Source organism: Algoriphagus terrigena DSM 22685, assembly GCF_000429445.1.
Taxonomy (GTDB): Bacteria; Bacteroidota; Bacteroidia; order Cytophagales; family Cyclobacteriaceae; genus Algoriphagus; species Algoriphagus terrigena.
Genome location: NZ_AUBW01000015.1, coordinates 1 through 17,951, shown reverse-complemented (window position 1 = coordinate 17,951; position 17,951 = coordinate 1). Strand labels below are relative to the sequence as shown.

18 protein-coding genes are annotated in these 17,951 nt (G+C 47.7%); 10 read left to right on the top strand and 8 right to left on the bottom strand.

Annotated elements, in window-relative coordinates; all coding sequences use genetic code 11:
- The first annotated feature begins 7 nt into the window (after nt 1-7).
- The 5 genes from G459_RS0114325 to G459_RS0114305 are packed head-to-tail and all read left to right on the top strand — an operon-like array spanning nt 8 to nt 6,812.
- Nucleotides 8-1,000: an AAA family ATPase gene (locus G459_RS0114325; protein ID WP_026968256.1), complete on the top strand. Its 993-nt coding sequence runs from the start codon at nt 8-10 to the stop codon at nt 998-1,000.
- The gene (locus tag G459_RS0114320; RefSeq protein WP_026968255.1) at nt 990-1,856 is read left to right on the top strand and encodes a DUF58 domain-containing protein; all 867 of its coding nucleotides are present in this window, start codon (nt 990-992) and stop codon (nt 1,854-1,856) included. The genes G459_RS0114325 and G459_RS0114320 overlap by 11 nt, the downstream gene beginning before the upstream one ends.
- On the top strand, nt 1,856-3,028 hold the full coding sequence (locus G459_RS0114315; protein WP_026968254.1) for a BatA domain-containing protein: 1,173 nt from the start codon (nt 1,856-1,858) through the stop codon (nt 3,026-3,028). The genes G459_RS0114320 and G459_RS0114315 overlap by 1 nt, the downstream gene beginning before the upstream one ends.
- Nucleotides 3,025-5,202, top strand: coding sequence for a hypothetical protein (locus G459_RS0114310; RefSeq protein ID WP_026968253.1), 2,178 nt, complete (start codon nt 3,025-3,027; stop codon nt 5,200-5,202). Before G459_RS0114315 ends, G459_RS0114310 begins: the two co-directional genes overlap by 4 nt.
- Nucleotides 5,199-6,812, top strand: a complete 1,614-nt coding sequence (locus G459_RS0114305) for a hypothetical protein (RefSeq protein WP_026968252.1) — start codon at nt 5,199-5,201, stop codon at nt 6,810-6,812. The genes G459_RS0114310 and G459_RS0114305 overlap by 4 nt, the downstream gene beginning before the upstream one ends.
- Before the next feature lie 290 nt (nt 6,813-7,102).
- Here the strand turns inward: G459_RS0114305 and G459_RS0114300 are convergent, their stop codons facing one another.
- From G459_RS0114300 to G459_RS0114275, 5 genes are all read right to left on the bottom strand, one after another.
- Nucleotides 7,103-8,485 carry a glycoside hydrolase family 30 protein gene (locus tag G459_RS0114300; protein ID WP_026968251.1) on the bottom strand — a complete coding sequence of 461 codons (1,383 nt, stop codon included), beginning with the start codon at nt 8,483-8,485 and terminating at the stop codon, nt 7,103-7,105.
- Between the two features lie 61 nt (nt 8,486-8,546).
- A complete protein-coding gene (locus G459_RS0114295) occupies nt 8,547-8,948 on the bottom strand; it encodes a hypothetical protein (RefSeq protein ID WP_157373352.1) in 402 nt (133 codons plus the stop codon).
- 224 nt (nt 8,949-9,172) lie between these two features.
- Nucleotides 9,173-10,081 (bottom strand): hypothetical protein, encoded by a 909-nt coding sequence (locus G459_RS0114290; RefSeq protein WP_026968249.1) that lies wholly within the window; start codon nt 10,079-10,081, stop codon nt 9,173-9,175.
- Nucleotides 10,082-10,643: 562 nt separating this feature from the next.
- Nucleotides 10,644-12,095 (bottom strand): IS1182 family transposase, encoded by a 1,452-nt coding sequence (locus G459_RS0114280; RefSeq protein ID WP_026968248.1) that lies wholly within the window; start codon nt 12,093-12,095, stop codon nt 10,644-10,646.
- 288 nt (nt 12,096-12,383) lie between these two features.
- On the bottom strand, nt 12,384-12,890 hold the full coding sequence (locus G459_RS0114275) for a DUF937 domain-containing protein (protein WP_026968247.1): 507 nt from the start codon (nt 12,888-12,890) through the stop codon (nt 12,384-12,386).
- Between the two features lie 223 nt (nt 12,891-13,113).
- Here G459_RS0114275 and G459_RS0114270 point away from each other — a divergent pair, with 223 nt between their 5' ends.
- From G459_RS0114270 to G459_RS0114260, 3 genes are all read left to right on the top strand, one after another.
- Nucleotides 13,114-13,527 carry a hypothetical protein gene (locus tag G459_RS0114270; RefSeq protein ID WP_026968246.1) on the top strand — a complete coding sequence of 138 codons (414 nt, stop codon included), beginning with the start codon at nt 13,114-13,116 and terminating at the stop codon, nt 13,525-13,527.
- A gap of 74 nt (nt 13,528-13,601) precedes the next feature.
- Complete coding sequence (locus G459_RS0114265) at nt 13,602-13,940, top strand: hypothetical protein (RefSeq protein WP_026968245.1); 339 nt, start codon at nt 13,602-13,604, stop codon at nt 13,938-13,940.
- A gap of 88 nt (nt 13,941-14,028) precedes the next feature.
- Nucleotides 14,029-15,024 (top strand): TerC/Alx family metal homeostasis membrane protein, encoded by a 996-nt coding sequence (locus G459_RS0114260; protein ID WP_026968244.1) that lies wholly within the window; start codon nt 14,029-14,031, stop codon nt 15,022-15,024.
- 40 nt (nt 15,025-15,064) lie between these two features.
- Here G459_RS0114260 and G459_RS0114255 read toward each other — a convergent pair whose 3' ends face one another.
- From G459_RS0114255 to G459_RS0114245, 3 genes are all read right to left on the bottom strand, one after another.
- On the bottom strand, nt 15,065-15,448 hold the full coding sequence (locus tag G459_RS0114255; protein ID WP_026968243.1) for a hypothetical protein: 384 nt from the start codon (nt 15,446-15,448) through the stop codon (nt 15,065-15,067).
- A 75-nt stretch (nt 15,449-15,523) separates the two neighbouring features.
- Entirely contained in the window at nt 15,524-16,048 is a 525-nt protein-coding gene (locus tag G459_RS0114250) for an acyl-CoA thioesterase (protein WP_026968242.1), read from the bottom strand.
- A 153-nt stretch (nt 16,049-16,201) separates the two neighbouring features.
- Entirely contained in the window at nt 16,202-16,858 is a 657-nt protein-coding gene (locus tag G459_RS0114245) for a protein-L-isoaspartate(D-aspartate) O-methyltransferase (protein WP_026968241.1), read from the bottom strand.
- A 108-nt stretch (nt 16,859-16,966) separates the two neighbouring features.
- On the opposite strand from G459_RS0114245, the gene G459_RS0114240 reads away from it, so the two are divergent.
- Nucleotides 16,967-17,554: a riboflavin synthase gene (locus G459_RS0114240; RefSeq protein WP_026968240.1), complete on the top strand. Its 588-nt coding sequence runs from the start codon at nt 16,967-16,969 to the stop codon at nt 17,552-17,554.
- Between the two features lie 95 nt (nt 17,555-17,649).
- Nucleotides 17,650-17,951, top strand: a 302-nt coding sequence (locus G459_RS0114235; protein ID WP_026968356.1) for a transposase, incomplete at its 3' end; no start/stop codon positions are given.

The following is a 17,951-nucleotide window of genomic DNA, read 5'->3' as shown; positions in this document are numbered from 1 at the left end:
ACCAACCTTGGAACCAGACCTAAAAAAATACCAACAGCTGGTGGAGAAGATTCCCCTGCTGAAAAAAGAAATTGCCAAAGTCATCGTCGGTCAGGAGGAAGTCCTCGACGAGGTGATCATCACGTTTCTGGCCGGAGGTCACTGTCTGCTCGAGGGAGTACCAGGACTAGCCAAAACGCTGATGGTGAAGACCATCTCTGAGGTCATGGAGATGAGCTTCAAACGGATTCAGTTTACGCCGGATCTGATGCCAGGCGACATCGTCGGCACAGAGGTGTTGGAAGAAGATCACAGCACCGGCAAGAAATTTTTCCAATTTACGCAGGGCCCGATCTTCGCCAATATGGTCTTGGCGGATGAGATCAACCGAACTCCACCTAAGACCCAGGCGGCGCTTTTGGAAGCTATGCAAGAGAAAATGGTGACCTATGGCGGGAAAAACTACGCTTTGCCCGATCCTTTTTTGATCATTGCCACCCAAAACCCAATCGAGCAAAGTGGTACCTATCCGCTTCCTGAAGCGCAACTGGACCGCTTTCTCCTCTATATCAAATTGGGCTATCCCTCCGAGCAGGAGGAATTGGAAGTCTTGCAAAGGACGACTGGGACGTATCGCGGCAAGCCGGAGACCGTCCTGAGTGGGGAGGAAATACGGCAACTGCAGGCGCTGACCAGAGAAGTTCACCTCGATTCCGCTTTGCTGGCCTACATCACTCGACTGATTCGGGCGACGCGTCTGGAAAACACGACCGTGCCGGAAGTCAAAAACTATGTAGAATGGGGAGCGGGCACCCGCGCCGGGCAGGCCTTGGTGCTTTGTGCCAAAGCGAGAGCGATCGTCAAAGGCCGCTATTCCGTCATTCCTGAAGATATCGAGCACTTGATTTTCCCGGTGCTTCGTCATCGGATTTCGCTCCATTTCCGTGCGGAAGCGGAGCAGCTGGACACCGATTTCATTATTTCCAAGATCCTAGCTCAGACCCCGGTTCATGCCAAGTAATCTGGAGATCATCAAGCTCAACGACCTCCGCCTGTCTGCCCGACTCATCTCCGAGCAACTCCGACAGGGCATCCATTCGGGTATCCGGGTGGGAGTGGGGAGCGAGTTTGAGCAATACCGGCACTACCGGCCGGGCGATGATCTCAAGCGGATTGACTGGAAGTATTTTTCCCGCTCGGGCAAGTACATGGTCAAGGAATCCACTACGGAAAGTAACCTTCACATCCGGTTGATCCTCGATCTGTCCGGGTCAATGAACTACGTGGAAAACGGCTTTTCCCGATTGGATTACGCCAAAAATCTCCTCGCTTCACTAGCCTATCTGGGTTATTTGCAGGGAGACGCCTTGAGTTATTACACGCTTTCCGAGGGGAAAATCGAGCAAAAGGTGTCGCCAACACCGAAGAGCTTTCAGCGGATACTCTTCTATCTGGAAGAAGAAAAGGCGCACGGCACCTGGCCATTGGAGTCCTTGCCGGACGCGCTGAGTCAGGGAAGAGATCGGGAGTTGGTCATTTGGGTTTCTGATTTTTTGCAAAAGGAAACCGAATGGGAAAATCTGGTTGCGGGCTTTCGACACCCCAGAAAGGAACTCATGCTGATTCAGTTGCTTGGAGAGCAGGAATTGGATTTCAACTTGGAGGGAAACTTTGTCTTCCGGGATCTGGAGTCGAATCAGGAATTTGTCCAGGATGGCAAATCGGTGCAGGCCGAGTTTAAGAAAAAATTCAAAACCTACCTGGATGAACTGAGTCTGCGATTGCAGCTGCCGAAAGTTCAGCTGCTCCGAATCTCGATGAAGACTCCACTTTCCGAGGTCGTCCGCAGTATTTTAAACCGAAAACACCTTTCCTGATGGAGTGGATTCAGCCGGCCTTCTTCTTGGGTTTGTTGGGGATTTCGATTCCGCTGGCCATCCATCTGTGGAATGGGCGGCGGGGGAAAGTAATCGCCTGGGCTGCCACCGCCTGGCTCAATCCCGTCGAATCCCAGTCCAGCAGATCACTCAAGTTGGATCAGCTGTTGCTTTTGTTGGTTCGGATAGCACTTTTCGTGATGATCGTACTCTTCGTGGTTGGACTTTGGTGGAAGTTTCTTGGGAAATCGGAAGCTTCCACCACCGTCCATTTGGTGATGCCGAGCGCACAGGTAGAAGCGGATTTTCGCTTTGAGTTGGAGCAGGCCTTACAAGCCGGTGAAGAAGTATTTTGGTTGGCTGAGGGCCTTCCTGACTACGATACGGGTGAAAATCCACCGATTGGATTTGACTCCGAGGAGCTCCCTCTTTACTTAGAAACTCTTCCCAAGAACCTGGATTCCATCCACTGGTACGCATCCGGAAGCGAATCCGAGATCGCTCAATCCATTCTTTGGGTACCAAAAATCCCGCAAGTTCATCTGGCATCAAAGCTTTCCGCTCCTGCATTCTCCAGTCAGGTAATCCAACTGGAATCAGGGAAGTATCTGGGATTGGACGAGCAGGGAATGCTGATTTCCGTGGCAGACGGAGCTGGGATTTCGAAGGAGAGAATATCCTTTTCCGGCGTGATTCCTGTTTTTTTCGAGCTGGAGGATGAAGTCAAAAAAGCGGATATCGACGCGGCGCTGACGGCATTGACTGAGGTGTATGGTTTGACTTTTTCCGAAGGAGAAAAGCAAAACGCACAAGTCATCTTCTCTGATCTTGTGGCTGAAAATCCGAAAAGCGAAAAGCTCTATTTTGTAACAGAGGCCGATTTGCAGACTAGTCCAAAGAATGAAGTTTCGTTAGCCAATTCAGTCGCGATGCCTTGGGATGAAGTGGTAGACAAGGGAATTTTGCCTGAATTGATTCTGGATCCGCTGGTCGGTTTTCTGGGGATTTCTGCTCCGGAAACATTTCTGACCAAAAGTCAGATTGAACAGCGGTTTATGGAAATTCCTCAGAGTAAGCAATCTGCGGTTGCCAACACCTCGGAAATATTTCTGGTTTTGATTGTCCTGCTTTTTGGATTGGAACGTTTTTTAGCCTTTAGAAGCAATCTGTGAAAACGCTCAACCAACATATCAAATCCATCGGAACCCAGCTTCAGGTGAATGCTTGGCTCAAAGGTTTTTTACTGTCCCTGTGCTTGGGTCTGCTTGCGTTCACAGTTGGTGTGGATGGTTGGATTGCGACGATTTTTGGTGGGATTTCGACCCTCCTGATTGCGTGGTATCTTGGCGGCGTCCGGTCCAGGAGGTCAGAGGCTGTCCAAATCCTGCATGATCGGGTTGGAGGCTTGGAGTTTAGCTTGGAGCTGTTGCAAAAGAAAAATCCCAGCATCGGAGAGCGATTGCAACTGGAACGGATTTCTTCAAAGATCCCGCCCAAAATCTGGGTAGTTCAGAAAGGACTCTTGCCGTTTTCCGTCGGTTTGTTGCTGACTTATGGAATTTCCTTTTTGCCGGAATTGATCTCGACATCGGAAGAAAATCGACTTTCCAATCAGCCAGCGTCCGAAAACATTCCTGCTCAGCTCGTGGCTGATGCTCCCATACTTTTATCCCAGACCCAAGTGCAGATTACATCGCCTGGCTATACAGGAATTCCAGCCCAAACTCAAGAAAGTCTGGATATCAAAGCTCTAAAAACCTCCAGAATCACTTGGGATCTCGGTTTTCAGACAGCCAATGAACTGGACGTTTACTTGGTGAATTCCTCCGGAGAAAAATTGGAGTTTTCGCGTGCAGACTCAAATTATCAACTTAAAGAAGTGTTGAATGGATCGGGGATTTATTCGATTCAGGCCTTTCGGGCTGAGAAGCTGGTTTACGAGTCGGACTTTTATACGCTGGAATCCATTGAAGATCAAAGCCCCCAAATCGTCCCTGAAGAGAAGGAGACGTACAAGTTTTTCTTCCCGGGAAATGACCCCAAGCTTTCTCTCAAAGCCCAGATTTCAGATGATTTTCGGGTCAATGAAGTGTACATCGTGGCGACTTTGGTGCGCGGAAAGGGAGAAAACGTGAAGTTTCGCGAGACCAAACTTCCGGTCGAGAAGACCCCATTTACTTCAAAGAAGTCAACCTTTGTACTGAATGTTAATTCTCTGGATTTCCAACCTGGAGATGAGCTCTACTACTATTGGGCGGCGGTCGACAACAAGGCACCTGAAGCTAATCTGACCCGCACAGACACCTATTTCATCAAGTATTTTGATGACAGTGAGGAGAGTAACGCGGTGCTGGAAGGCATGGCGATTCAGGTTTTGCCGGAGTATTTCCGCAGTCAGCGACAGATCATCATCGATACCGAAAAGCTCCTCGCAGAGAAGTCCAAAACACCCGAAAAGCAGTTCAACTCTACTTCCAACGAGATCGGCTATGACCAAAAACTCCTTCGCCTGCGCTACGGGCAGTATTTGGGAGAGGAGTTTGAAACAGCGGCAGTGGGTGTTGTGGTAGATGCACCCGAGGACGGAGATCTGCTGCGGGGCTACATGCACCTGCACGATCAGGAAGGCGAGCACGAGGAAGGCTTGTCGATAGCTCCTCCGACTAATGCCGACGGGCACGGTCACGAGGCTGAGGAAGCGGAAGAAGGAAGCATGGAAAGCCTCATGAGCGAGTACATCCATGCGCATGACTCAGAGGAGATGAACACGTATTTTGAGCAGTCAACTCGGGGTGCCTTGAAATCCGCCCTGGAGCAGATGTGGCAGGCGGAGTTGTACATGCGGCTTTTTGAACCTGAGAAATCCCTGCCTTATCAGTACAAAGCTTTGGAATTGCTGAAGACTGTGCAGCAGAAATCGCGGGTGTATGTGAAGCGAACCAACTATGATCCACCCCCGATCAAGGAAGACGAAAAGCGTCTGAGTGGTGAATTGAAGGATTTGGATAAGGAAATCAAGAAGGAACAACTGGCCTTGGATCAGCAGATAGCTCCCTTGGCCTCGGCGACTTTGGGCTTCTTGGCCAAAGCTGAACTCAATGCGCAGGATCGTCAGACCGTTCGCGAGTTTGGGAATCTGTGGACTGAAAAGATGCAAAACTCCAAGCTCGCTGACTGGAATCTTGTGCTGTTTCTCCAGCAATTGGAAGCCGGTAAACTCGACGAAGCCGGCAAAAAGCAACTGCGGGAAAAACTCTACCCACTGGCCAAGAATTACAAGAATCCAGACGCTTCCTACCTCGGCAATGAGGCCTTAAAAGCTGCTTTCCGAAAGAATTTGAGATGATTTTCGAAACCCAACCGCTCGTTTCCTGGCCATTCTTTTTTGTCATCCTCTCGCTCTTGACCGTGATCGGAGGGACGAGTCTCTTTTTCCAATGGAGAAAAGGTGCCGCCCCAGCCCGTCTCGGCCTAAGGTTTCTGTTTCTTTTTGGGTTTATAGCGTGTCTGAGCATGGCGGTTTTACGGCCGCTAAGACAAGTCGACACCACAGGAAACCAGATTCTGGTGTATGAAGAAGGGGCGGAAAAGCCGGTGATCGATTTCTGGAAAGACAGCCTGGGAATCAAAAGAGCGGTAAGTTTATCCAAGTTCAAAACAGCCTCGGGCAAGGTCTTTTTGCTCGGAGAGTGGTTTACTCCTCAGGAGATTTATCCGCTGAGAGGTTACGATTTTGAATGGATACAGCCGGAAAAGCAAGGAGCGATTCGAGCCCTTTCTTGGAAAGGCTATCTCCGAAAAGGGGAAGTGCAGCGACTGAGTTTTGAGATTTTCTCCGAATCAGACGAAGCCCAATTGGAGATCGCCGGAGCAAATCTGGAAAAGCAGACCTTGGCCAAAGGTTGGAATGCCGGTCTATTGGAATTCTATCCCAGCGGATTGGGTAAGGCAGAGTTCCCCTTGGTTTTGGATGCGGATTCGCTTGCCACAATTCGTTTTTTTATCGGAGCATCTTTACCGAAGAAGTATCATTTCCAACTTGGTTTTCCTAGCGCGGAAAGCCGCACGCTGAGCACTTGGCTGCAGGAGAAAGGGGAGACGGTGACCGAGGAGATCAAGATTTCGCGTGAGACTGTCCTGCAGAGTGGAGCTGCCGATTCCCTTCAAATTCTCCTGATTGACCCAGCTCAATTAGATCAGAAATCAATTCAGGATGCTATGAAGACGGGCAAAACAGCCTTGCTGGTGATGAATGTAGGCCAAGCCGCTGAAACCGCCCAGAAGTTGAATCGCTTGTTTGGGACGGACTTCCAAGTGGAGCAGACCGGCCAAAGTGAGGATCGGATCCTAGTGAATGGAGTGGCCGCGATGCCTTTTGTCTTCCAAGAGAAGCCTGGTCAGAAGCTCCTCCAAGATCGGTCTGTCGCCATCCAATACGCCGGCAGCAATCCAGTTGCGATGAGTCTAGTCAGTGCGAGTTTTCCTCTGGCCCGTCAGGGAAAAACAGAGATCTATGAATCGGTTTGGGGGGAATTGTTTGGGCTTTTGGAACCGAATGAGGAGCAAGCTTGGAAGATGGAGGCACCGCTGCTGTCCGGAATCTCAGAGGAGATTCAGGTCTTTAGAGCCGACAGTCTGCCGGATCAATTGGTGTGGGAGCGGGACACCTTGTCGCTTCGCAAAAATGCCGTCAACCCCCATTTAGCCACGGCAGACCTTCGGGTCAATGAAAGCGGCTGGGTTAATTTGGACTCGGCATTCTCGGTGGCTGCCTACGATAGGGAAGAACTTCCAGGTCTGCAAACGGCAGCTTTGATTCGGGAAATGAAAGATGATGCCGCCATCAAATCCGATTCAGAATCCAGTTCCGGTAGCCCGATTTCACCATGGTTTTGGATTATAGGGATGTTGCTGTTTTTGGGATTGTTGTGGCTGGAGCCGAAGGTGGACTTTTGATTTTTTTGCCTCCCGCTAAAGTAGGAGGCAATTCATAGTTTGGTCTCAGCTTAGTGATTAGGAATGTGGCTTTAGCCCATTCCAAAGATGGATCACAAAATCACCGGGCTTTAGCCTAGAATTAGGAGATTGATTATGGGTGTACCCGGGAATCTCTTGGGATGAAATTCTATCCTCCAGATCCTATAAACATCGGGACAGGGCGCAATTGACCTTTCAACATTGAGGTTCAAGAAGGATCTTGTTTTCAAAATCTCCCATTTCCTCCTTTTACTCAGTGGTAAAAAAATCTACCACACCCAAGTCCCTACCGCTCCCGGATTGAGCTGTGCGTCATAGATTTTTTCTTTGTCCTTGATCTTGAAACTTCGGACGCGGTCGGAGTTGTTGAGCGCAATGAGGACTTTCTTTCTGTCAGGCCGGACAAAAGCCACATTTTCAAGTCCTTCCAGCATGTTGGAATCCACCCGCACCGAACCCGGATCGACGAACTTGCTCGCATGGGCGATGATGTAATAGGCCGGATTGCGGACGACAGAGTCCCCGTCAATCGTGACTGCTCCCAGACATCGGTCGCAGCCGCCACGATCTGTATGAGGAGTGAGTGATGGATTGGAGGTGAGGTTCCATTCCAGAACTGTTTTGGCCCAGTTGCGGGTAGCGCCGATGATCAGGTTTTTGATATGCCAGGGGAGATCGCCTTCGAGGTCTCCGGGAGCTCCGATCCATTGCTCCGTGAAGTAGATATTTTTGTCGGGAAAAGCCTGGTGAACTTCCGTCAGCGCGTCGATTTCCCCTCCATAGAGGTGAAATGCCGAGCCGTCGATGAAGGGATTGGCCAGCGTGTCCTTCAATACGGTGATCGGATAGTCCGGTCGGTCTGCATTGTGATCGTAGACGACGATCTTGGTCTTGATGCCCGCATCCTCAAATGCCGGCCCCAGATGGAGGCCGATAAATCTCGCCTGCTGCTCAGGAAGCATCAGAAGCGAAGGATTGTTGCCTGGATGCAGGGGCTCATTCTGGATCGTCAGAGCGTCGATGGTGATCCCGAGCGCTTCCATCTCACGGAGGTATTTAACCAGATAGCACGCGTAGTTGGGCTCAAACTCCTCCAAAAGCGATCCGCCACGGGTGTCTTTGTTGTCCTTCATCCACGCAGGAGGCGACCAGGGAGAGGCCATGAGCTTGATATCAGGATTGATCTTGAGGATTTGCTTCAGTACCGGGATTACATCCAGTGTGTCGTGGCTGAGGCTAAACTGTAAGAGCTCCGGGTCGGTGGCAAGGGAATCTTCCAGATCGTCGTACGAAAAAGGGAATTCGTTCAGATCTGAGGCCGCCACTGACAGTCTCAGGTAGGAGATTCGGATGTTGTCTTCTTTCTTTCCAAAAAGCTCCTCGAGCAATGCAGCTCTTGGTTTTTCACCCATCCCCAGCAGATGTTTTGCGCTTCCCTGACTGAGCGTAAAGCCAAAGCCATCGATCGGTTGAAAGATAGTCTCGCTGTCTACCGTCAGGGTCAGTTCGCTGTCCGTGACTTCTTGTGGTTCGGTTTGCTTCTGAAAGAGCACATTTGCTTTGGGATCGGTAAGCCAGAGGTCAATGGGATGCCGTTCTTTTGCGCAGCCAAGACAGGCCGCGAGAAATAGGAGAGGGAGTATTTTTTTCATTTGCGGTGAAAAGAAAAAGCCCTGGAAAGATTTCCAAGGCTTCAAGTTGGGTGAATTGCCGTCAGAATGCAAGCGCGGCCAACCCTAATTTTGACTTGAGCGGGTTGATGCCGCTGAGGACTTTTCCCATGTATTTTTGAGCTACTTCATTGCCCATGAGGTCGGTGAGGAATTTCAGACGCTTGTCCTTGAGACCGAGGATGCTGGTTTTTTTGCTGTCGTCGGAGCCCGACCCACCGACGATCTTCATGAGATCATTGACAAAGGACTTGTTGTCCGCCTTGAGCTGGGTGGACTTGTCTCCCGACAGTCCGAGACCGGAGGAGCTGCTGTCCAAGATCCCCAAAACCTGGCTGGACAGCGCGTCAGTGCCTACTTTGGGAATACTCGGAATCTGTGCTTGGGCTGCAAAAGCGAAGAACAAGAGGAAAAGAAAAGCTGAAATAAATTTTGTTCTGTTCATAAAATGGAAGGTTAAATGATCCCTGAATTTACAGATTTTGGAATCTATACCTTGTGCCGAGGTCATTTTGTAGAAAAAATATAAGGATCCGTTTTTGCACCAGTATCTGAAATTTACGGATTGGTCTCGGCATGGTTCAACTGGGATCACCAACCAAGCTTGACCACCGAAACAGCATGCATTACAGTGTAGGGAAGTGCGAAATCTTTCCAGCTCTATGATACCTAATCGGCGATAAACAGGGCTCGGATCTTACTTTTGCTATTGCTTAAGATCAATTGGTTTCCTTCCAATAGAAAATCCATCTCTAATGGGGCCACAAAGTCCTTACTAAACAATAGACTTAGGCTGTCATTCTTTGCTTGGTAATATTTGGAGAAATAAGTTGAAACCTTGCCGGCATTTTGTTGACCGGGAGATAGTTGGACTTTTTTGAAGCCAGTGTAGATTTGCAAAGTGCTTCCTTTAATCGTGTAAACGGCGAAATATCCAGTATAAAATTGATTGAAATTGATTTGTAAGGCATCACGCTGATAGGAATAGTAGTGTGACTCAGGCCGGTTGATAAGTAAATCGGTCAGAGTAATAGAGGGAGCCGGATTTTCACAAGTTGGTACAGAGTAGATTTGATTTGATTCGTCTACGAAACCGATCCATTGCCAAATTGTATTCTGCAGGGGCACTTCTTTGTTTTCCCAGATAAATGGAACAGGACAATTTGGAATAATATCAATTTTACTCAGGATTAAGGGTAGACCCGGTATCGAATCTTGAATCACTTTTTGCTTTACCTCACCTGAAACCAATACTTTCATTCCTGAAAGATCATAGTAGTAAGGATTGAATTCTATAAAATTAGTGATGCTCCCAGTAAATGGTAATACCCCACTGATTAAGACATTTTCATGGACCAATCTACTTACTAATGTAGTGTCAACCGGAGAGAGCAGCGTGTCTGAACCGGCTTCCTTTAGGGTTATGTAGAAAGAATCACGTTCTGAATGGTATTGACCCAAAGTCATTTCCACATCTTCCAAAATTCTTACGGTGGGTCGGGATTCGAAAGGAGGGGTTTCGAACTCCTCCGAAACGCAGGAAGCGAACAATAAAAGTAAAGTCAGGTACTTTTTCATTTGAAAAATAAGTTGGAGTTGAAGGAAAGCTTTTCATTCAGGAAAATTTTGGGAACCGGTATGCTGATCGTTTGGAGGGAGGACATTACCGGGGGAAAAAGATGATTCAATTGGAATGGAAAAGAACGCAAAATAAAGTTGAGGAAAAGGCCGTTTAAAACCCCAATTCGCACTGCTGTTTTTTTTGCAGGTTTCGCCTTTGTCTGAATCGTGTTAAGTAAAAATCGATAAGTGGCGTAGCCGCGGATGCAACCCGAGGATAGCGATACGACAGAACCACCAAATTGCCCTGAAGGGTCCCGAACACGTCTATGATTCTAAATGGCTGAAGCCATTCTACAGGGGACGAATCGGCTCCATAGCCCACGGTTTAAGAGGCCGTGTTAAAAACCAACGTTTTTCTTTAAAACCCCCTCAAATTGATAATTTTAAGGGTTAGCAAGATTTTTTACTGAACGCAGTTCAAAAAAAGGCTTCTGACATGTTTTCAGTTTGTTTATTGCTTGATCCTATTTTTGGTTTTAGACTTTTTCTTTTCCAATTCTGAAAAATGGAATAGACGTTATGCTGCTTTCCAGTTGTAGTTTTTCGCTTGCTTAAGCAGTAAGTCTGGCTTTTGGATATTTCCCAGCCTTTTTAGGTTGTAAGCGAGTGTATAGAGGTCAATTTCAATTCCTGCCTTATACTTTCCGCATAAAACCAGATCAAACTTTCCCATCAGGGCTTTGATTGTACCAAAGGGATGCTCGACGATGTTTTTTCGGTCTTTAATAGCCTTTACCACCCGCTCCTCCTTCAATTTTGTTTTGTAGAGGTCAATCTTTTCCTGCTCTACATTCCTTTTTATTGCTCTTCCATATTTTGAAGTGGTACACTCATTTTTGATTGGACACTTTGCGCAATCTTTACATTGGTACTTGTCATAAAAAGAGTCCGACGACTTGATGTTTTTGGCTTTCAGATATAGAAAATTTCCCTGGGGGCAGGTGTATCTGTCCTGTAGTTTATCATAGATAAAAACTAGTCCTTCCTCTTCTTTTTTATCATTTGCCACGGTTTGAAGCGGTACAAAACAGTCTACTCCCTGCCCCTGTAAAGAAAAAATATCCTTAAAGTTTCCATACCCTTTGTCCGCGACTGCTTCCTTTGGTTTAACTCCTAACTGGGATATTGTCTCCTTCACGCATTCTTCAAGCTGTTTGCGGTCGTTTACATCAGTGGTCAGATAGTTGGTGACTATAAAGTGGTTTTGGGAATCGACCCCTATCTGCAGGTTGTAGCCGGCAAATTTACCGTTTCTGCTTTTGACCAAAACAGCCTCCGGATCATTGACGGTGATTCTCTTAAGGCCTTTCTGTTCTAATTTTTCATTGATCTGGGTCAGGCTTTTTTTTTGAACCTCTTTCTTCTCTATGCTTCTTTTAAGCTCTTCAATCTCATTTGTAAACTTTTCGTCTTTATTCTTCAATGAATCCAGCTGCTCCATGGACTTGAAGTACTCAGACAGATTCTTTTCAATGTTGTCGAGTTTCTTCAGAATACCGCTTTGGGTGAGCATATCCTTAGAAGCATAGGCTTTGACTTTGGATCCGTCGAAGACGATCCTTTCTCCAGTGATGTAGGACTGATCCTTCAAAAAGCTCCTGAATGTATGGAGAAAGCTTTTTATAGCTTCTCCATTTTCCTTTCTAAAGTCACTGATTGTCCAATGGTCTGGCTGGAGCCCTTCCATAAGCCAGATGACTTCAATATTCCTGTGAGATTCCTTCTCAAGTTTTCTGCTCGTGGAGATGCCGTTGAAATATCCATACACCAACAGGTTAAGTAAGGCAATAGGAGAATAAGCTTTCCTACCCGCTTTCTTCTTGCCCTTTTTGAAAAACTGATCTGGATTGGATTCAACAAACCGGCGACACATCATGTCAAGCAATCGCACAGGGTTATCTTGGGAAATCATCGAATCATAACTGAGCATCATTACCTGATGCCTATCTTGAGAGTCTTTGTAATGCATGCTTCAAAATTGAACTCCTCTAAAAATAACTAAATAGCTTAAAAAACTTAGTTGCTTTTTATGTTTTCACACAGTCTCTTAAACCGTGGGCTATGTTGTTTTCACCGGATCGAAAAAACCATCTCAATGGTTTTAATTCACGCGATGGCACTTTACCCAATATTGTCGATGCCCGCCTACCGGGATGAGATTATACCCACAAAAAAAATCCCTCTCCAGTCTGAAGAGGGATTTTTTGGAGGAATGTATTGGACATCTGGATTGAAGTCAACCCGACCTTCTCCGGTCTTATTTCTTCTTAAACAATCCCTTTCCAAAATCAATCACACCGCCCAGATCAATGGCGCTGGGGTCGGCATCTGCTCCGAAGATTGAACTCAAGATACCTCCCAGTCCTGTGCCGTCTCCTTCGTCTTCTTTCATGGACTTCACGACCGATTCCTGAATCTCTGCATTGGGCTGCGGTGCGTCGTTTACCTTCTTGTTAAAGAGGTTGAGCAGCATCGGGAGCGCTGCTGCGGCGATGGACAGCGCTTTGTCGGTGTCTATTCCCAGCTTTTCGCTGAGTTTGTCACCGAGATCGCCTTTGAGATGGTTGACCGTAGCTCCGTCGGCTGGAGTTTCTGATCCGGAAAACATCTCCATGATGCCCTCGAAATTGCCCGACCGGGCCTGCGTCTGTATCACTTCCAGAAAAGTCTCGCGGACGGTACCCGCCGAGTCAGCGTCTCCGCTGGTTTGAGCCAATAAATCCTTCAATGGCCCGTCTGCTGATTTTAACAATTGGTCTATCATGTCAGTAAAAGTTTGATGTAGACTCAATTTGCATAGAATTATCGTGTGCTTCAAGCCGGACCGTCGGTAAGTTGTGACTGAGATGATCCGAGGCTTGGCTGGAAATCGTTGACTCAAAAAGATTTATGATTCATAAACCACCGTAATCCAGTTTTTCGGTATTATTTGCGGGATTGGCATGAAATCAGATTAGACTTTCGTACGCATTATTAACCATTGGATCTTGGTCAAAAGAATAGATAATATCGAAAAGCTGGAAGGAATCGGAGTCTTCCGAACCCGTCTGATGCTGTCCGGCAGCGGAATCTGCCTTCCGGGAATCGGGATTTTTATCCATTCAGATATCCCTGACCGAGCTTCGAAGCGGATCATCCAGCATGAGTTTGGCCATTATCTAGATTATAGATATGGAGTGGACGGAGATCGAAAGCGGCTGCTTGGCTCGTATCTGCTGGGATTTTACGGCAAGATTGGACTCCCCAGTCTGCTGAATCTGGTGTGGGGAATCAACCGCATCCCGGCTTTCGCAGGCGATCATCGGACGTATTGGGCGGAGCTCAGGGCAAATCGTCTGGCCAGTGCTTATTTCGGAGAGACACTCGCGTCTGACTTTGCGGCATTTTTTCCCGTCAGCTAATTCAGTAAAAGTTTCCATCTGAGCTTTCACAGGAGCTTTCAATTGTCCTACCTTTGGATGCTCTTAGCGTATTGATGAAAAAACAGGCATTCTTTGGATTGGTATTAGGCAGTTGGATATTGGGGATCTTTCTGATCTGCATCTTTCCGCCCGTTCCAGACTATGTACCAGCTGATCATCAGTCGAGCTACTTTAGCCAAAACGCTGCTCCCGAGTTTCATCTCCGAAGCGCTTCACAAGCCCAGTCTTTTCAACTGAATCTGGGAGACCGGGTTTTAAGCATTCCCTTTGAATTTCAGTTCTCTTTCAGCCCGACACCGTTCGGCGCCCGTGTCTCTGAACCGGTCATTGATCAGATTCCTTCTTTTTTTGACACCAGGATTCTGTTTGAAGTCTATTTTGAAACGACCTAGGGAGCTGCTTTTTAATTAGCAGTAGACCCTATTCCCAACCGGCAGCTGACCGGGTTTCAAATCAAGACATTTACAATCATTCCTTTCTATGGGTTCATTAATCAACCATCCCGGTATTCTTATCGGTTTTGCCATTACCGTTGGATTTATGCTGTTGCTCGATCTTGGGATCTTCAACAAGAAGAGTCACATTATCTCCAACAAAGAAGCCGCGATCTGGTCTGTATTCTGGATTGGGCTTTCGATGATCTTCAGTATTTTCATCTACATCGTGACCTACGAAGAGGTGGGGCTGGAGAAGTTTTCCCAGTTCCAATCGGCCTACTGGATCGAAAAGGCCCTGTCTGTCGACAATCTCTTTGTCTTTATCCTGGTCTTTGGCTTCTTCAAAGTTCCGAGAGAGTATCACCACAAGGTGTTGTTTTGGGGGATCATCGGAGCGCTGGTGATGCGTGCGATCTTTATTTTCGCAGGAGTGGGGATCATCTCGATGACCTATCTACCGGAGATGATGATCTGGGGCTATCCCGCGAAGATCAATGTCGTGTTGACCGTCTTCGGGGCGTTTCTGATCTATGCGGGGTACAAGTCCTGGTTTGCGAGCCACGATGAGGACGAGCATAAGGACTATACCAAAAACCCTGGAGCGAAGCTGATCTATCACTACTTCAAGGTGACGCCGGAGTACCACGGAGACAAGTTTTTCATCGTCAAAAACGGCGTGAAGATGGCCACTCCGCTGCTCGTAGTACTTGCTGTGGTAGAATTCACCGATCTGCTGTTTGCAGTGGATTCTATCCCGGCGATCTTCGCGATCGCACCGGATGATCCATTCATCCTTTACACCTCCAATATCTTTGCGATCCTTGGACTGCGGTCGCTGTACTTTCTGCTGGCAAATTTCATCCACATGTTTAGCCGTCTCAAGTTTGGTCTGGCTATCATTCTGGCCTTTATCGGATTTAAGATGATCACGGCGCCGTTTTACCATTTTGGCTCGACGCCTTCCCTGGGAGTGGTCGGAGGGATCTTGTTGGTCTCTGTGTTAGCTTCGGTGATTTGGCCGGAGGAGAAAAAGGGATAGGCAGTTTGCAGCGACGAATGGTAGGACCGCTTCGGTAGGATCACTCGTCTTCTTCGAGCTCAAAGGTGAGGGCGGCGTCCTCCAGATTGGCGGAGCTCAGGCCGATGCGATAGGTATAATAGCCGTCGCGGAGCGGAGTTTCGCCAACATAGTCGATCGGGACGAGCGAGAGCGCCACACCTTCGGCATTCAGCCAAACTGCGCCATAGCGAAACGCATGATCAAATTCCCTGTAGTCTGATTCCGTTCGGGAAAGGATGTCTCCAAAGGCCTGCTCGGCATTGCCGGACCGAACGCTGACATTTTCGAAATTGACGTCAGAGTTGTTGTGCACCCGGATGAAAATCCCGTTTGGTCTGCCGTCTTCGATGCCGCAGGAGCTGAAAAAAAGGAAAAGTAGCGTAAGGATGCCGGCGACTTTCATGAAAGAAGATAGCAAAAAATCGGATGGGAAAAAATCAGCCCCTTGCCGCTTTTATCTCTCTGTCCTCAGAACTCCTTACTTTTCTCCGAGATTGAAGATCGACTTCAGCTCGACAGCGTCCTCAGGCTTCATTCGCTTGGCCAGCACCAGTCGAAGTTGTCTCCGTCTCAATGCACCCTCATACTGTTCGATTTCTTCGGGAGTTTCCGGGATCAATTCCGGTACTTCGATCGGTTTGCTATGTTGATCCACAGCCACAAAAGTGAAGTAAGCGCGATGGGTCATGATCTTCTTTTTCGCAGGAATATCCTCAGCAGTCACTTCGATAAATACCTCCATGGAGGAGTTGAACGAGCGGGTGACCTGGGATCTAAGCGTGATCACATTTCCCAGATTGATCGGTTGCTTGAAGGAGATGCTGTCGGCAGAGGCGGTGACCACGATGCGATTGCAGTGCTTTTGCGCAGCAATGGCCGCAGAGATATCCATCCAGTACATCAGACGTCCGCCCATGAGGTTGTTGAGGGTGTTGGTATCGTTGGGGAGGACCATTTCCGTCATGATCGTGACAGAATCCTTTGCGAACTTTTGCTTTGCCATAAAACTGATTTTAGACAAAAATAGAAATTAAATTCTGTTTTGGTAATCCAGTTATATCCAATCGGAATTTTATTCTGGAAAAAGCTGTCCAAAACTCAAATCGTGATCAGTTTGTTTCCAACCTCGTAAATCATAAATCAAAATCCGTAACTCCTACTTCCATCCATCTTTTCCCAACAGCGGAACAAAGGCGAATCCATCGAATTCTTCCCGAACGATGTCTTTTGCGGTCTTTTTGGTGATTTTTACCATAGCTTGGCGCTTCCGGTCTCCCACTGGAATTACCAGAATTCCCCCGATTTTCAGTTGCTGAATCAATGCTTCGGGAACCACCGGAGCTCCAGCAGTCACGATGATCTTATCATAAGGAGCAAACTGCGGCAATCCGCCGGTGCCGTCGCCATAGAACAGATGCATCTCGATTCCCAGTCGCTTCAGAAAGCGTTGTGTGCCTTCAAACAGCTTCTTTTGGTACTCAATCGTGTACACTTCCGCTCCCAACAGGTGCAGAATACTTCCCTGATAGCCTGAGCCCGTTCCGATTTCGAGGATTTTGTCGCCTGCTTTCACTTCCAAAAGTTCGGTCTGAAAAGCGACCGTGTAAGGTTGGGAGATGGTCTGACCTTCACCAATCGGAAAGGCTTTGTCCTCATAGGCATGGGATATCAGCGCTGTGTCGAAGAAAAAGTGACGGGGTAGGAGGTTGATGGCTTCGAGGACCTTTTCACTCTTGATACCCTTTACCCGGAGTTCGGCGACCAGTGCGCGTCGTTTTCCTTTGTGTAGGTAGGTATCTTCAAGTTTTAGCATGCCGGGAGGGTTTGGGTGTTCGAAGATAAATGAATATTTACCTTACTTTGAACCCGGAAAGGCATTTTTTGCTTATCCAATTGATCTATCGAAGTTTAAATTTCAGGCATGTTTACAGGAATCGTCGAGTCCTTTGGGACTATCGAAAAAATCACCCACGAAGGCAGCAACGTACATTTTGATCTGAGCTCGGCGCTCTCACCCGAACTCAAGATCGACCAATCCCTTTCCCATGATGGGGTTTGCCTCACAGTAGTGGCTGTCAATCCACAGCAATATCGGGTGACTGCTATCCATGAGACGATCCAAAAGACCAATCTCTCTGGTTGGGAAGTAGGCAAGAAAGTAAATCTAGAGCGCTGTATGCCAGCAAGTGGTAGATTTGATGGACATATCGTGCAAGGCCACGTCGACCAGACAGGAGTGGTAAAGAAGATCAGCGATGAGAATGGCTCTTGGCTGTTTGATCTGGAGTTTGATGATGCCACCGGCAATGTCACGGTAGAAAAGGGCTCCATCACGATCAACGGCACGAGTCTGACTTGCTTTAACTCCGGGCCGGGGAAATTTTCCGTGGCCATCATTCCTTACACCTTTGAGTTCACCAATTTCCACCAACTACAGGTGGGTGACTTGGTCAATCTGGAGTTTGACATCGTGGGAAAATACATCGCACGGATGATCAAGGGATACTGATCAGTAGGCAGTGTTCAGTAGGCAGTGTTCAGTAGGCAGTATGTAAAGGACTAAAATAGCTTGACCGTTTTTGGGAGTTACAAAACTTTCAAAAAATGGAAAATCAGAAACAAGTGCAAGTGGTGCGTCACTTCAGTGAATCTTTCAAGCAGGAAAAGGTTCGGGAAATTGAGCGTAACTTAACTACAGTGATGCAGGTGAGTAAAGTGTATGGGGTGACCCGAGCAGCGGTCTACAAATGGCTTTATAAATATTCTGCTCACCGTAAAAAGCAAATTCGCCAAATCATCGAACCCATGAGTGATACCCATAAAATTCAGGAAATGGAGCAAAAAATCAAGGAATTGGAGCGTCTGGTTGGCCAGAAGCAGATCTTGCTTGAGTTCCGTGAGAAGCA

Coding starts and splice junctions, on each gene's coding strand:
- G459_RS0114260 (WP_026968244.1), top strand. CDS start 14,029: ATGGGTTCATTAATCAACCATCCCGGTATTCTTATCGGTTTTGCCATT.
- G459_RS0114280 (WP_026968248.1), bottom strand. CDS start 12,095: ATGCATTACAAAGACTCTCAAGATAGGCATCAGGTAATGATGCTCAGT.
- G459_RS0114305 (WP_026968252.1), top strand. CDS start 5,199: ATGATTTTCGAAACCCAACCGCTCGTTTCCTGGCCATTCTTTTTTGTC.
- G459_RS0114275 (WP_026968247.1), bottom strand. CDS start 12,890: ATGATAGACCAATTGTTAAAATCAGCAGACGGGCCATTGAAGGATTTA.
- G459_RS0114240 (WP_026968240.1), top strand. CDS start 16,967: ATGTTTACAGGAATCGTCGAGTCCTTTGGGACTATCGAAAAAATCACC.
- G459_RS0114315 (WP_026968254.1), top strand. CDS start 1,856: ATGGAGTGGATTCAGCCGGCCTTCTTCTTGGGTTTGTTGGGGATTTCG.
- G459_RS0114265 (WP_026968245.1), top strand. CDS start 13,602: ATGAAAAAACAGGCATTCTTTGGATTGGTATTAGGCAGTTGGATATTG.
- G459_RS0114320 (WP_026968255.1), top strand. CDS start 990: ATGCCAAGTAATCTGGAGATCATCAAGCTCAACGACCTCCGCCTGTCT.
- G459_RS0114290 (WP_026968249.1), bottom strand. CDS start 10,081: ATGAAAAAGTACCTGACTTTACTTTTATTGTTCGCTTCCTGCGTTTCG.
- G459_RS0114250 (WP_026968242.1), bottom strand. CDS start 16,048: ATGGCAAAGCAAAAGTTCGCAAAGGATTCTGTCACGATCATGACGGAA.
- G459_RS0114295 (WP_157373352.1), bottom strand. CDS start 8,948: ATGAACAGAACAAAATTTATTTCAGCTTTTCTTTTCCTCTTGTTCTTC.
- G459_RS0114300 (WP_026968251.1), bottom strand. CDS start 8,485: ATGAAAAAAATACTCCCTCTCCTATTTCTCGCGGCCTGTCTTGGCTGC.
- G459_RS0114245 (WP_026968241.1), bottom strand. CDS start 16,858: ATGCTAAAACTTGAAGATACCTACCTACACAAAGGAAAACGACGCGCA.
- G459_RS0114255 (WP_026968243.1), bottom strand. CDS start 15,448: ATGAAAGTCGCCGGCATCCTTACGCTACTTTTCCTTTTTTTCAGCTCC.